We start from the raw sequence: 13,349 nt of genomic DNA on the forward strand, positions 1-13,349 counted from the left end.
ATTATGTATCTACTCTGTCTGTTGCTGTTACCGCTGCCCGCGCTGGCGGCGCCGCTGAACCAGGACATTAGCGCCTTCAAGCCGTGGTTTATCACCTGCCTGGCCGTTCTGCTGATCGGTGCCGTGGTATTTCTGCTGGCGAGGAAGAGAGCGCGCACGAACTGGCGAAGCGGAGGAGAGATGCGGATCCAGTCGGTACTTTCATTGGGCATGAAAGAGAAACTGGTGCTGGTACAGGTGGAAGACCAACGTTTACTGCTGGGAATCACCCAACAGCAGATCACCCTAATCAGCAACCTGACCCGGGAAGATCCTCAGCCGCCGCCTGCGGAGTTTGCGCAAGTCTTTGAAACCCTCGGCGCATCCGACAGCGATAAAAAATAGTCCTGGACGGCTCAGGGCGACGTCGTCTGTGGTGTGACGGGATTCTCCGTCTTCACCCGATTCCACTGACTCAGTGGCTCAATGCTGGAACGCCAACCGAGAGACGTTGTCTGCGGCAACGCCGTTTTCTTCGCCCCCTCATCCTGGGTGCTCTTTTTGTCGTTCGCCGGACGCGCTGAATAGAGATCCACCGCCCCTGGCGTTCTCTGCCACAGCCCAACACCCCATCCCAGGGATTCCAGATCCTTGTCGGGGAGCGCTCGCCGCTTTGCAATCTGGGGAGGTGCTTTCTCTTGCGGCTGGGGGAGATTGTCACTGCGAGTCCCCAGCACCTGACGCGCCCGTACACCCCATCCCGCTGGTAGCAACAAGGCAACGCGGCTGCCCCGGGGCGCTACCGCATTTTCCAGACCCGCATTGTAAAAACCCAACTCTTCCGTACTGCGCCCGAGTTTTCTGGCCAGCCAGGCCAGACTGATGCCATCTTCAACATGCAGAGCGACCAGACGGGACGCCTCGGGTACTGCGGGTAACTGAAGATGGCCGGTCCGGTATAAGCGCACCAACGCCAGTAACCTGGGCACATACTGTCTGGTTTCGTCTGGTAAAGACAGGGACCAAAAATCGGTCTGTCTGCCCTTCGCTTTGTTTTGTTCGATAGCATTCTGAACCGTCCCTTCCCCGGCATTGTATGCAGCCAGTGCCAGTAACCAGTCACGTCCGAACAAGTTATACAGATAACTCAGATAATTGAGCGCCCCACGGGTGGAGGAGATCAAATCCTTGCGCCCGTCGTACCAGTCATAGCGGATCACACCATACTGCTTCGCCGTTTTGGGCATCAACTGCCAGGGGCCGACCGCCCCCGCAGGCGATTCGGCATACGGGTCGTAGCCGCTCTCGACAAGCGGCACAAACAGCAGTTCCAGCGGCAATTTGCGCCGCTGGAGTTGGGTAACGATGAAGCGGATGGAGGGGGCTGAGCGCGTCATCAGCCCCTGGATCCTGACCGCTTCTTTGCGATAAAGACCCTCATATAACGCCACGTTCGGGTGACGCGACTGCCAGTTCATGGCCTTCCCTTCCCCCTGTCGGGGGGGGACTTCCTGCGACATGAGCGGGAGCGACAGGGTCAACAGTCCCCCGGCCAGCATCGCCTTAACCCAGGATCCCTTTGACTTCAATGTGGAGTTCATCGGGAACCTCGTTAAATGACAGAACGTGCAGCCCTTTGGCAAAGGTGCGGGCATAACGGGCGAGCAGAGGACGTAATTGTGGTAGCACCAGCAAGATCGGCGACCACCCCTGCAACGACATCTGCTCCTTCACACTGGGCATACGGTTTTGCAACTGCGCCAGTAACTGAGGCTCGATAGGGAAGCTGTCAGCCGGTACACCGCCGTTGCGTTGCGCCTGCGTCGCGGCATTGAGCAGAATGTTCTCCAGCTCGTCAGAAAGGGTGAAGACTTGCACCGTCGTCGTCGTCCCGATCAACCCATGCAGGATCGTGTGGCGCAGGGCGCAGCGAACTTCCGCCGCCAGTAACATGGGGTCTTTGGTGATTTCGGCCCCATCCACCATGCTCTGGGCGATCGTCCGCACGTCCATCAGGGAAACCTGATCGGTCAATAAATTGCGGTAGACCTTCAACTGCTGGTTTGCCGTCAACTTAGCGGTAAGATCCTCGGCCAGTTTGGGCGCCATCTGGCTGAGTCTCTGCTGGAGATGGTGTACATCGTCAAGCTGCAACAGGACGCCGATATTGCTGCGGATGATCTTACTGATGTGAGTACCAATGATGGTCGCAACATCGACAACGGAATAGCCTAAGTTGAGCGCTCTGGCTTTGTCGGCAGGCTGGATCCAGACCGCATCCATGCCATAAACCGGCTCCTTGGCCAGATAGCCTGGGATCTCCCCCAGCAACTCCCCCGAGTTAATCGCCAGCAGTCTGTCCAGCATGACGTCCGCCACGGCGACCTTAACCCCATTAAGATAGATGGCGTACTGGTTTGGTTTGAGCCCCATGTTGTCCCTGACCCGGACTTCGGGGAGCAGAAAACCGGCTTGTTCGGAAAGCGTCTGGCGCACGCCACGCAAGCGTTGCAGTAATTCAGCCCCCTTGTCCCGGTCGACGAGGTAGATCAGTTGATAACCCAACTCCAGCCTGAGCAGATCGGTATACGGGATGTCCCCCCACCCCAGCTCATTCTCGATGGGGCGGGTAAAGCGCTCCATCTGATCCTGATCGGCAGGTGCGACTTTTTCTGCTTTTTGTTTTCGGCTGCGCCAGGCGGCATAACCCAGGATACCGGCAAACAGCAGGAAGACCAGGGTCGGCATTCCCGGCACCAGCCCCATCACCAGCATAACGGCGGCGGCGGTCATGATCACCGCTGGAGAAGCCAGCAACTGCTCACCGAACTGGACGGTGATATCTTCGTCAGAATCGGAGACGCGGGTGACCACGATAGCCGCAGACACCGCCAGCATCAGCGAAGGAATCTGCGCCACCAGGCCATCACCGATGGAGAGCAGGCTATAGACGCTCATGGCCTCAGAGAAGCTGAGCCCATGCTGAAAGACCCCGATAGCGACCCCACCGAAGAGGTTGATAAACAGGATCAGAAGACCGGCGATCGCATCCCCTTTGACAAACTTGGAGGCACCGTCCATCGAGCCATAGAAGTCGGCTTCCCTGGCAATCTCGTCCCGTCGTTCCTTGGCCTGGCGCTGATCGATCATTCCGGCATTCAGGTCGGCATCGATAGCCATCTGCTTACCGGGTAAAGCGTCGAGGGTGAAGCGGGCAGCGACTTCCGAGATACGCTCGCTGCCCTTGGTGATGACAATAAAGTTAATGATCATCAGGATGAAGAACACCACCATCCCCACCACATAGTTGCCGCCAATCACCACCTTACCGAACGACTCGACGACCTTACCGGCGGCATCAGGAGACTCATGACCAAACTGCAGCACCACGCGGGTTGACGCCACGTTCAGACACAGGCGTAGCAACGTGGCAATCAGCAATACGGTCGGGAAGATCGAGAAATCAAGTGGCCGCCGGACAGACAGGGCGACCAGCAGCACGATGATGGAGAGCACGATGTTGAAGGTGAAAAAACCATCCAGCAAAAACGCAGGCAATGGCAGCACGATCATCGCCAGGAGCGACAGGATAAGCAAAGGTATCGCAATAAAACTGCGCGATGTACCGGAAAAAAGAGTGGTCAAACGTTTCACGGGGTCACCATCAATATCTTAATGAGTCTGGGATCTCGACTGACGAGAGTGGCGCTGGCTGGTCGCCCTTGCCCTGACGAAAGGCCTTCAGACGCAGCACATGGTGCAGCAATTGCGCCATGATGACGTACAGGCCGGGGGGGATCTGTTGGTTCACACGGGTCGTGTGATAGACGGAACGGGCCAGAGCGGGGATCTCCAGAACCTCCACGCCCAATGACTGCGCCAGAGATCGCATCTGCAGCGCCATATAGTCTTCCCCCTTGGCAATCACAAAGGGAGCATCGCAGCGCGCCGGATCGTATTTGATAGCAACCGCATAGTGAGTCGGGTTCATCAGCAGCAGATCGGCATCCGGTAAGGTACGACGCATTGAACGCATCGCCATCGACATCTGGATCCGCCGGATACGCCCTTTTATTTCCGGGTTACCCTGCAGATTTTTGTGCTCCTCTTTCAGCTCCTGTTTGCTCATCCGAAGCCCGCGCAAATGGTTCCATTGCTGGTAAGGAGCATCAAGAATACCGATCGCCAACATCGCCAGCGCCATATAAAAAATGCCATCGACCAGGATGGCCATTCCCATTCTGACGGAATCCTTCAACCCGATATAATAGAGGGCGGCAATAGTGTCTGATTCAGTCCTGACGTACAGCAGAACGGTGGCGGAAATCACGACTATTTTCAGTACCGACTTGGTAAATTCAGCCAACGACTGCATGCCAAAGATCCGTTTAAATCCCTTCATTGGACTTACCCTGGAGAATTGGGGAAGCAGGGGTTCCAGGGAAAAATTCCATCCGCCCATCACGATGTGCGCCAGTACGCCGACGGCAATAATGAGCCCCGCCAGCGGTAACAGCGCCAGCAGTGTCTCAATGAGACTCTGACCCAGGTGGCTGAGCATCTGAGCGGGATCGTGAACCTCCTCATGGGTCAGGGACAAATTAAACGTCAGTATCTGACTCAACGCGTTACCCAACCGGGCAAAAAGCGGCAGCGCCAGAGATGCGATGACGACCAGGATGATCGCCATGCCCAAATCTTTGGAGCGTGGAATTTGCCCCTTGTCGCGCGCTTTGCCAAGCCGGTGCGACGAGGGCTTCTCGGTTTTTTCCGAACTCATCCCTCACCCCCGTAATAGCCGCGCACGCTGAGGAATATGCTGTGCGCCAGATCGGAAAATCGATCCGGTAATCCACTGATAATTAGCAAAATACAAAATAACCCGCATAACAGGGCCATAGGAAAACCCAGGACAAAGATATTGAGGGACGGAGCGACCCTTGAGAGCACCCCAAAGGTGAAGTTGACCAGATACATCGCAACCATCGCCGGCAACGACAGCATCAGCGCAGCCGCCAGCAGCCAGGAAAACAGCTGGATCACGCTGGAAGAATCCACGTTGAACGGACCAGAACCTACCGTCCAGACCCTGAAACTCTCAACCAGCACCTCCAGCATTACCAGGTGGCCATTCATACTGGCGTAGAGCAACAATCCCATATTGCTGAAGAAACTTCCCAGCACCGGAATGGCAAGGCCATTAACGGGGTCATTCATACGCGCCATGCTCAGGCCCATCTGCATGGAAAGCAGCTCGCCAGCCATGACCAGCACCTGAATCAGACACACCGGAAATAGCGCCATCATCGCCCCGAGAAAGATCTGCTCCAGGCTCAGCAAAACGGCATTCAACGACATAGGATCGACAGCAGGCATGGCGGGCAACAGGGGGGCCGCCAGTACGGCAATCAGAAACGCCAGCAAGACGCGAACCTGGATGGGAATCAGCGGGTATCCCAGCAACGGCAGGACGGCAAAGGCGCTGCCAATCCGTAAGAATGGCCACCAGACACGCCCCCATGCCTGCAATAATTCCGCAGCAGATATCTCAAGCATGGTCAGCGCAGGGATAAAAGAATGTACTGATTGATGCTGGAGAAGAGCTCCAGCACTTGTCTGACCATCCACTGTCCCGCGAAGACGATCATCAGCATCGTCACGACAAAGCGGGGCAGGAAACTCAGGGTCTGCTCCTGGATTTGGGTCACCGCCTGAATAATGCTCACCAGCAACCCCACCAGCATGCCCGGCAGAACAATGATGCAGACCAGCATGATGATGGTGTAAGTCGCCTCCACCATCATCGCCATCAGGTTATCGGGCGTCACTGAATCCCCCCGAAGCTCATCGAGAGGGTGTTGACCACCATACTCCAGCCATCTGCCAGGACAAACACCATCAATTTGATCGGCAATGAGATGATGATGGGGGAAAGCATCATCATCCCCATCGACATCAGTACCGTGGCCACCACCATGTCAATGACCACAAACGGAATGAACAGCATGAATCCTATCTGAAATGCCGTCTTCAATTCGCTCAGTACGAATGCGGGCATCAGAATAAAGAAATTGACCTCCTGCGCCGAGGTCGTACGCGCCTCTCCCGCCACCCTCAGCATCAAATCCAGATCGGTCTTTCTCGTCTGCGCCAGCATAAATTTACGCAGCGGTTGCTCAGCCCTGGATACCGCCTGCATCAGCGTCATCTTGTCTTCGTCGTAGGGGACGAAAGCATTTTGATAAATGTCCTGCCAGACGGGTTTCATCAGCAACAGGGTCATACTGAGCGCGATAGAGATCAGCAGACGATTCGGGGGAGAACTCTGCAAACCTATCGCCTGGCGCAATATCCCCAAAACAATAATGATTCGGGTGAAACAGGTCATCAACAACAGCATGGAGGGAAGCAGCCCCAGCACGGTCATCAACAGCAGGACCTGTAACTTGACCGAAAAGTCCTGCTGACCCTCGCCACCGGTAATGGTCAGGAGAGGGACGTCGCTGGCAAAGGCGGATGCTGGCACCAGGGTGAACAACAGGAGAAGCGCTGTTTTCATTACATCACGCCAGCTTTGACCAGTTGATGTCATCAAACAACTCGGTCATCCGCAATCCGTAGTGACCCTCGACGATGACCACTTCGGCGGCACCGATCAACACCCCATTGACCTTCACATCCAGCGGCTGGTGGCTCAGCTTATTCATTTGAACGACAGCCCCTTCGGCCAGCGTCATCAACTCTTCCAGCGGGATCTCAACGCTTGCGACTTCGAGGGAAAGCGTCACCGGTAAGCGATGGAAGAAAGATAAAGGACGCTTTTCAACGACTCTCTCTTCTGGCGCGCTCTCGTTAAGTGCGTCGCCCTCGCTGGCAAACAGATCGTCAAATCCCTCAACATCCAATCCGGCCATATCCAGATCCATTTTCGATTCTTTAGCCATTCAAAACCTCCAGAGGGTATTTAAGGTGTCTGTTGAGACACGTCATGCAGTTGAAATGCCAGGTGCCCATTGCGATCATAGAGTTGACCGACACCGATTGAGAAACTCCCACAGCCCAGCGTCACCCGCTCCAGCGGTGCAACGGGAAGCACTTCCCCTCGCAGAAATTGCTCCAGCTCGACCATCGTCAGTTTGGTACTGAACAAGGTCGTCTTGAGCTGGACAGGAATTTTTCGCAATGATGCTTCCAGCTGTGGCCGGGTAATGGGCGATGCCACCGGCTTCGGGTCAGTCACCTTCTCCAGAAGTTCAGAAAACGCCATGTGCCAGTAGAGGGTAAGCGGCCAAGATTGATCCTGAAAAACCAGCCGCAACGTCAGGCATAACCCTTTTTTTTCCGGGGAATCAGTAGGTTGCTGCTGCCAGTCCAGATCGTGCAAAGCGGGATATTCCGTTCTGACCCCCTGGGTCAGGGTCTGTCCCATCCGATTCAGAAAACGTCGCTCAGTTTCACTTGGCGGCTGATCGCCGTTCGCCTCAATCTGCGCCCCTGGCTTGAGGCCCAGCGCCGTTTCCGTCATCGCGGTCACCGCCGCCCGATGTACGCCAAAACGAAACATTTTTCTGGCACGACCGCCGTGCGGCGCGAGTGCGGCGCACCACACCCACTGTTCTCGTTCGACGGGGGATAATTCACGAAATGTCAGTTCAAGCGGCTCAACGCGAAGACAGCCAACGGAACGCAAAAATTGCTCCAGTATCCTCGAGATCCTCTCCATCGCACCGTCCACAGAGGCGTGCAATAAGCGGAATTCCTGTACCTGCCCTAATTCTATCGTGGGGAAAAGATTGCCTTGCTCAGGTGCAATGACTTGACCTTTATTCTTTTGTGTCTTGTTAGCCATGAAATTTACTTATCATTAACAATGAGTATGCAATACCAATAATTCAGGAGGATAACCGGCGAGTTTTCGCTGTTTTAGAGGTGAATACACTCACTCTCTCCCATTCCTCTTTTACGTTGAGACCTCATAAACAAGCGCATCACAATGCAACCAGAGGCTCTTGAGTTCGTACGGGAACGGTTTTAAACAACCAAACTTGCCTTTTGAACCTCATTCGGCAGGGCTTTTCTATCTTTTAAGAAATGTTGTATTGCTAAAGGTCCTGTACATGAACAATGCCAGGTGATTGAACTGCGAAAAAACCACATCAAAATACATACCACCACGCAGCACGTTGGGTGCAACTTACAATATTTAGATCGATAAATTCTGAATTACACATGCCTAACAGAAGCTGTACGGAGGGTGATTTTTTTAGAAATCGCTATCGATTTAAGGGGTTGCATTGATGCAATCCCCCTTTTATACATTAACCCCTGACGGGCGGGAGTTCGGAGGGCACGAAAAGGCCTCGCGGGGTGGCGGAAAATATGTCTGCTGTCGTGGATCAATCCAGGCCAGAAAAGCGTTTAAAAACCCGCGTGTCTGCAATGTTTTTTCTCTTTTGTTCCTGTACTGTTTTCATCGTCAGAATCGAGCCCGTTAATTGTCATGACATCACAATTGAATTTGATGGCAATATTTCACCTAAACCATATAAGGAAACCCATTAAGATGGTTCACCAAACCCGAATGATGAAAAAACTACTCCTTGCCAGCAGCCTGCTGATTGCGTCTACCTCTTTGTTCGCGGCTGAGCACTGGATTGATGTTCGTGATGACAGCCAGTTTCAGGAAAACCATGTCAGTGGCGCCGTGAATATTCCCCTTTCCCAGATTGACCAACGCATCAGTGAAGTCACTCAGGATAAAAACGACACCCTGCATCTGTATTGCAATACGGGCAATAAGTCCGGTAAAGCCCAGGCCTTACTCAAAGATATGGGCTATACCAATGCCGTGAATGAAGGTGGTCTGAAGGAAGTTGAAAAAACGCAGACGATGGTCAAAAAGTAATGCCGGAAATTGGCTGAACATTCCCTATTCTGGTGGTTTTTGAAGTTTGTCGCTTCATAATGGCCACCACTCTACTCGCCTAAAAACCCACGTTAATTTGCCCTTTTCACGCATTAAACGCCGCCTGTCCCCGGCCCCTTATCGCTGAATTTAAGAAAGAGATGACTCGTCAGGTTATTTCGTTTCTGAGCCACGAAGCGTTTCACAGACAGTCTGTACTCGTGGCTGCGACCTTACCACTGAATAGTCACACTAATAATGTTTTTTAAACAATAACAGATTCGGTCACCCTCTTTTGATGGCAAGATGGTAAAACGATAAAGTTAACTTGCGGTACAGAGACAATGTTATGCCGTTTGGTCTGCTAAAGAAGCGTCGATTCAAATACCGACTGGTTCGCGCCATTCTGGTGGGGTTATTTTGTATCCTGTTAGGGTTAGTCAGCACCTTCTGGCAGACGGCATCAAATCTCAAGCGAACCACCACCCTGCGGATGACCCACGCCCGACAACTGGTCGAAGGGACGCTGGACAGCGCCAAATATGCGTCGCTCGCCGTAAAAGATAATCTCGGCAAACCCTGTCTTGAGTCAGTGGAATTCCAGCTCAGGATGCAGGTGGCATACTCACAGGACGTGCGTAGCGTCAATCTGGCTCAGGGAAACAAAATTTACTGCTCATCTCTGTACGGTAACAATTTAGAAAATATCAACGTTGATAATTATACCAACGGGATGCTCTATCTGATGAGCGACACCCGGGTCAGAAAAGGCCAGCCGCTGATTATCTATCGGATGGTCCTCGGCAATGACAGTATTGTGGTCAGACTCTATGGCGATCACATTCTTTCCGAACTCAATGTGATGAGCATCAATTTGCCGCTGGGCCTGGCCGTCGGTCAACAGCAGTGGCAGACATCTACGGTTCCTCAGTTCTCATCCAGCATGTCGGGGTATCTGGAGCAGGCCTCGACCCGATATCCTTTCCGGATAGTGACCGTTATTTCCCCGGCGAATTATGTCCATTACTTCTGGATCTTCTCCCGGTTCACGCTTTTCGCCTGGCTGTTACTGGCCGTTATTGTGGGTTTTGGTGTATTTCGTTGGTCAGGTCGATATATCACGCCAGAACATGAATTGCGGCAGGCACTGGAACTCCAGGAGTTTATTCCCTATTTCCAGCCGGTGGTCTCCGGAGAGCATACGCACTGGATCGGTTGCGAGATTTTAATGCGCTGGTCACATCCTACACTCGGCATTATCCCACCGGACCGTTTCATCCCGTTGGCGGAAAGCTGTAACCTCATTATGCCGATGACCCAGATGTTGATGACCCAGGTGCGTAAACAGTTTGTACCGCTGGTTCATTTGCTGCCGAAGGATTTCCATTTCGCATTCAATATCAGCGCCAGTCAATTAAAAGACTTCAATCTGGTGGAGGACTGCCGGGCCTTCATCCAGGCATTCAGTGACAATCCGGTTAAGCTGGTTCTGGAGCTCACCGAGCGGGAATTACTGGTCACGGATAGCGCAACGGAAAGACTGGTGGCGGAACTGCACAAGCTGGGAGTACTGATCGCCATTGATGATTTCGGCATGGGGAATTCCAGCCTCAAGTATTTGCAAAGCTTCAACGTGGATGTCCTGAAAATCGACAAAAGCTTTGTCAGCAATATTGGCATTGATTCGCACTCTGTTCATATCATCGACAATATCATCGATCTGGCCTCCCGATTACACCTGCAAACCGTGGCGGAAGGGGTAGAAAATGAAGTTCAGGCCGCGTATCTGAAAGCGCGTAACGTGACGTTTTTGCAGGGGTATTTATACGGTAAGCCCATCCCCATGGAAGATTTCGCCAGACAATTTTACGCGTCTGTTTAAGGCATTCTGGTGAACACGGGGCAACGAATGACACGCGACTCAGCCGCGTTTTAAAAGCCTCATTGAGAAAGCGCAGCGTACAGTTGGCGCGCGCTTTTCTGTAGGTGTGACACCGGGTTACGGCCAATCAGGACAAACTGATATCCCCTTCTGCTCCACCAGGCAATATTCATGCTGTGGCGCTGCTCACTGCGAATCTCCGTCGAATTTCCGCCTTCCTGTGGCGAAATGCACAGCGCCATCGGGCCGTAATCGACGTGCACCCAGGCAATCTGGGCGATAGGCATCTTGTCGTAGCGCAGCATCCGCACCATTTTCAGCTCCGCGCCATGAAGTTCGAGCTGCTGCTCACGCAGTTGTAGCCCGACATCCTGAGCGGCGCGAGCAAGCCCGCGCTGCAAAACCGGCGCTGAACTGTCCATATCCAGCAACGTCTCAACACTGTAAAGCGCCATATATTGCGCCTCGAGATCGCGAATATGTTCGTTTTCGCTTCGTGCGCTGTTCAGCGGGCGCACCAGATAGCCAACCCCCGCCCCCATCACCAGAAAACCGATCGAGGCGGCCACCAGCGTGCGTCGACGGATACCTGACGCTGGCGCAGGGGTTTTATTCAGATACCTCTCCAGGTTTTCCTGCATCCGCGCGAGCGGAGCTTCATCGAGCAAGGGGGCAAACGCGCGTTTAAAGTCCTGATTGCTTTTCATCAGTTCCGCGGTCCGTTCGGAAAGTTGCTCATCACTTCGCAACTGCGCCTCAAACGTACGCGCATCGTCCTGGCTCATCTCTCCGTCAAGCCACGCAACAATGGCATCGTCGTTATACGGAGGATATTTCATGGATGTCTCTCCCTTTTTGGAGGCTGCGCATCAGCGGATTTAGCCAGCGTTGCCCGTGCCGTCGCCAGTCGGCTCATTATCGTGCCAATCGGAACCGCTAACGTCTGGGCCGCCTCCTGATAGGTAAACCCTTCAACATAGACTAAAAATACCGTATTGCGCTGCGCTTCCGGCAGCGCATTTACCCGCTGCATGATGGCCTGGTAATGCAGGCAGGCGTCATCCTGCTCACGGTAATCCGGGGCAATTAAATCTTCGCTGGCGACGAACCCCTGCCCCATTCGCACATGCCGCGAGCGCAGCTCAGAGATCCAGATGGAATGCAGGATGGAGAATAGCCATCTGTCGATGCGCGTACCAGACGTGTACTGCGCGCCCCTCTCGAGCGCGCGTACACAGGTGGACTGAACCAGTTCTTCAGCAAGATCCCGGTCGCGCGACAATACCAGTCCATAACGCCAAAGACGCGTCAGATGAGCGGCAAGCTGCTGGCGAACGTCGCTGGTGGTAATGATTTTGCCCTCAATGATCAGGATTCTGGATGACCGTCGATCGCGGCCTGAAGATCGCGATATTCCTCGCAGCTCTGCCCGCAAATCCCGGCAATGATCTTAAGCTGCTCTTTTGCCAGGTCCGGACGCCCTTTCACCATCCAGGCCTCGCCGAGATATTCCCTCGCTTTAGCATAGTTGGGTTCAAGCGCCAGCGAGCGCTGATAATAGCCAATGCCTTCATCCGTGCGGCCAAGCTTACGCGTGGCGTAACCGCGATAGTTCCAGGCCTCAGCCGTATTGCTATTTTTGAGCGTATCCAGCAGGTTTAACGCCGCCTGATACTCGCCTTTTTTCGCCAGGTGATAAGCATAATTCGTTTTATCCTCGTCACTCAGGCTACCGGTTTTTTCAGGCACGCACTTCTTGCTGACACTGTCATAGACCTGCCCTGACGGGCAGTCAGGCGTTTTGCTATTGCTATCATTATTCCCCATAGCCAACACCTGTGGCATTTGCAGACAAATGAGCAGCAGGGGAAGAACCATAAAGGGGGCAGTACGACGAGGATAAGCGTTAGCGTTCATTTTCGACTCCTGGATGAGTGTGGCAGGTGAACAATGAGTAAACGCCTGAGCACCGCTTTCTATTCGTGGGAATGGCTTCTTTCTTTGCGCGTTGCATAATTCACCTGACATTCCCGGCAGGTGCGGGGAACACGTCCTCCAGGTTGAGGCGCGACAGCCGGTCGACGGTTTATCCCCGCTGGCGCGGGGAACACATGGATGGAAAAGTCAAAACAGGACGTGAAGCCGGTTTATCCCCGCTGGCGCGGGGAACACGGGTAAGGAATGCCTTTAATCTCAACTTCATTCGGTTTATCCCCGCTGGCGCGGGGAACACAAAAAAATGATGCTGTATTTCATTTTGAATTCCGGTTTATCCCCGCTGGCGCGGGGAACACGGTCGGCATTAGCACCTGCGCCGCCGCAAATCCGGTTTATCCCCGCTGGCGCGGGGAACACGGGCGCGGCTGCGTGAATGAATTAGACAAGCGCGGTTTATCCCCGCTGGCGCGGGGAACACTTCGCCTGGAACGTTCTGTTTTTTGCTACATCCGGTTTATCCCCGCTGGCGCGGGGAACACCCAAATCCCATCGAGATATAAACTTTGACACCCGGTTTATCCCCGCTGGCGCGGGGAACACATGATAACCAGAAAAAAGCCATCATTCCGTGACGGTTTATCCCCG

At 53.8% G+C, this 13,349-nt stretch carries 14 protein-coding genes and 1 CRISPR repeat array; of the genes, 3 read left to right on the forward strand and 11 right to left on the reverse strand.

Annotation, left to right across the window (positions count from 1 at the left end):
• The first annotated feature begins 3 nt into the window (after positions 1 to 3).
• Positions 4 to 384 carry a FliO/MopB family protein gene (locus AC07UY_RS18120; protein ID WP_494701699.1) on the forward strand — a complete coding sequence of 127 codons (381 nt, stop codon included), beginning with the start codon at positions 4 to 6 and terminating at the stop codon, positions 382 to 384.
• 11 nt (positions 385 to 395) lie between these two features.
• Here AC07UY_RS18120 and AC07UY_RS18125 read toward each other — a convergent pair whose 3' ends face one another.
• The 8 genes from AC07UY_RS18125 to AC07UY_RS18160 all read right to left on the reverse strand — a co-directional run bounded on the left by AC07UY_RS18125 (position 396) and on the right by AC07UY_RS18160 (position 7,828).
• Positions 396 to 1,580 carry a transglycosylase SLT domain-containing protein gene (locus AC07UY_RS18125; protein WP_494701698.1) on the reverse strand — a complete coding sequence of 395 codons (1,185 nt, stop codon included), beginning with the start codon at positions 1,578 to 1,580 and terminating at the stop codon, positions 396 to 398.
• Positions 1,543 to 3,552: a flagellar biosynthesis protein FlhA gene (locus AC07UY_RS18130; RefSeq protein ID WP_494701717.1), complete on the reverse strand. Its 2,010-nt coding sequence runs from the start codon at positions 3,550 to 3,552 to the stop codon at positions 1,543 to 1,545. The genes AC07UY_RS18125 and AC07UY_RS18130 overlap by 38 nt, the downstream gene beginning before the upstream one ends.
• A gap of 91 nt (positions 3,553 to 3,643) precedes the next feature.
• Positions 3,644 to 4,759, reverse strand: a complete 1,116-nt coding sequence (flhB, locus tag AC07UY_RS18135) for a flagellar biosynthesis protein FlhB (protein ID WP_494661074.1) — start codon at positions 4,757 to 4,759, stop codon at positions 3,644 to 3,646.
• On the reverse strand, positions 4,756 to 5,535 hold the full coding sequence (gene fliR, locus AC07UY_RS18140; RefSeq protein WP_494661075.1) for a flagellar biosynthetic protein FliR: 780 nt from the start codon (positions 5,533 to 5,535) through the stop codon (positions 4,756 to 4,758). The genes flhB and fliR overlap by 4 nt, the downstream gene beginning before the upstream one ends.
• Positions 5,536 to 5,537: 2 nt before the next feature.
• Positions 5,538 to 5,807 carry a flagellar biosynthetic protein FliQ gene (locus AC07UY_RS18145; RefSeq protein ID WP_494661076.1) on the reverse strand — a complete coding sequence of 90 codons (270 nt, stop codon included), beginning with the start codon at positions 5,805 to 5,807 and terminating at the stop codon, positions 5,538 to 5,540.
• Entirely contained in the window at positions 5,804 to 6,538 is a 735-nt protein-coding gene (gene fliP / locus AC07UY_RS18150) for a flagellar type III secretion system pore protein FliP (RefSeq protein ID WP_494701697.1), read from the reverse strand. The genes AC07UY_RS18145 and fliP overlap by 4 nt, the downstream gene beginning before the upstream one ends.
• Before the next feature lie 4 nt (positions 6,539 to 6,542).
• On the reverse strand, positions 6,543 to 6,923 hold the full coding sequence (locus tag AC07UY_RS18155) for a FliM/FliN family flagellar motor switch protein (RefSeq protein WP_494661078.1): 381 nt from the start codon (positions 6,921 to 6,923) through the stop codon (positions 6,543 to 6,545).
• 20 nt (positions 6,924 to 6,943) lie between these two features.
• Positions 6,944 to 7,828 carry a FliM/FliN family flagellar motor switch protein gene (locus AC07UY_RS18160; RefSeq protein ID WP_494701696.1) on the reverse strand — a complete coding sequence of 295 codons (885 nt, stop codon included), beginning with the start codon at positions 7,826 to 7,828 and terminating at the stop codon, positions 6,944 to 6,946.
• Between the two features lie 732 nt (positions 7,829 to 8,560).
• On the opposite strand from AC07UY_RS18160, the gene pspE reads away from it, so the two are divergent.
• Both pspE and AC07UY_RS18170 read left to right on the forward strand, forming a co-directional pair.
• On the forward strand, positions 8,561 to 8,884 hold the full coding sequence (gene pspE / locus AC07UY_RS18165; RefSeq protein WP_494661125.1) for a thiosulfate sulfurtransferase PspE: 324 nt from the start codon (positions 8,561 to 8,563) through the stop codon (positions 8,882 to 8,884).
• Between the two features lie 349 nt (positions 8,885 to 9,233).
• On the forward strand, positions 9,234 to 10,766 hold the full coding sequence (locus tag AC07UY_RS18170) for an EAL domain-containing protein (RefSeq protein ID WP_494661080.1): 1,533 nt from the start codon (positions 9,234 to 9,236) through the stop codon (positions 10,764 to 10,766).
• Between the two features lie 59 nt (positions 10,767 to 10,825).
• Here the strand turns inward: AC07UY_RS18170 and AC07UY_RS18175 are convergent, their stop codons facing one another.
• Genes AC07UY_RS18175 through AC07UY_RS18185 form a run of 3 tightly spaced genes read right to left on the reverse strand, consistent with a single transcriptional unit; the run spans position 10,826 to position 12,644 of the window.
• Complete coding sequence (locus tag AC07UY_RS18175; protein ID WP_494701695.1) at positions 10,826 to 11,605, reverse strand: anti-sigma factor family protein; 780 nt, start codon at positions 11,603 to 11,605, stop codon at positions 10,826 to 10,828.
• Positions 11,602 to 12,132, reverse strand: coding sequence for a sigma-70 family RNA polymerase sigma factor (locus tag AC07UY_RS18180; RefSeq protein WP_494701716.1), 531 nt, complete (start codon positions 12,130 to 12,132; stop codon positions 11,602 to 11,604). The genes AC07UY_RS18175 and AC07UY_RS18180 overlap by 4 nt, the downstream gene beginning before the upstream one ends.
• Before the next feature lie 2 nt (positions 12,133 to 12,134).
• Positions 12,135 to 12,644 carry a tetratricopeptide repeat protein gene (locus tag AC07UY_RS18185; protein WP_494701715.1) on the reverse strand — a complete coding sequence of 170 codons (510 nt, stop codon included), beginning with the start codon at positions 12,642 to 12,644 and terminating at the stop codon, positions 12,135 to 12,137.
• A 204-nt stretch (positions 12,645 to 12,848) separates the two neighbouring features.
• Positions 12,849 to 13,304: direct repeats of the CRISPR family, unit length 29 nt; unit sequence CGGTTTATCCCCGCTGGCGCGGGGAACAC.
• Positions 13,305 to 13,349 lie beyond the last annotated feature (45 nt).

It is taken from the genome of Citrobacter sp. GW821-FHT02E08, assembly GCF_059421685.1.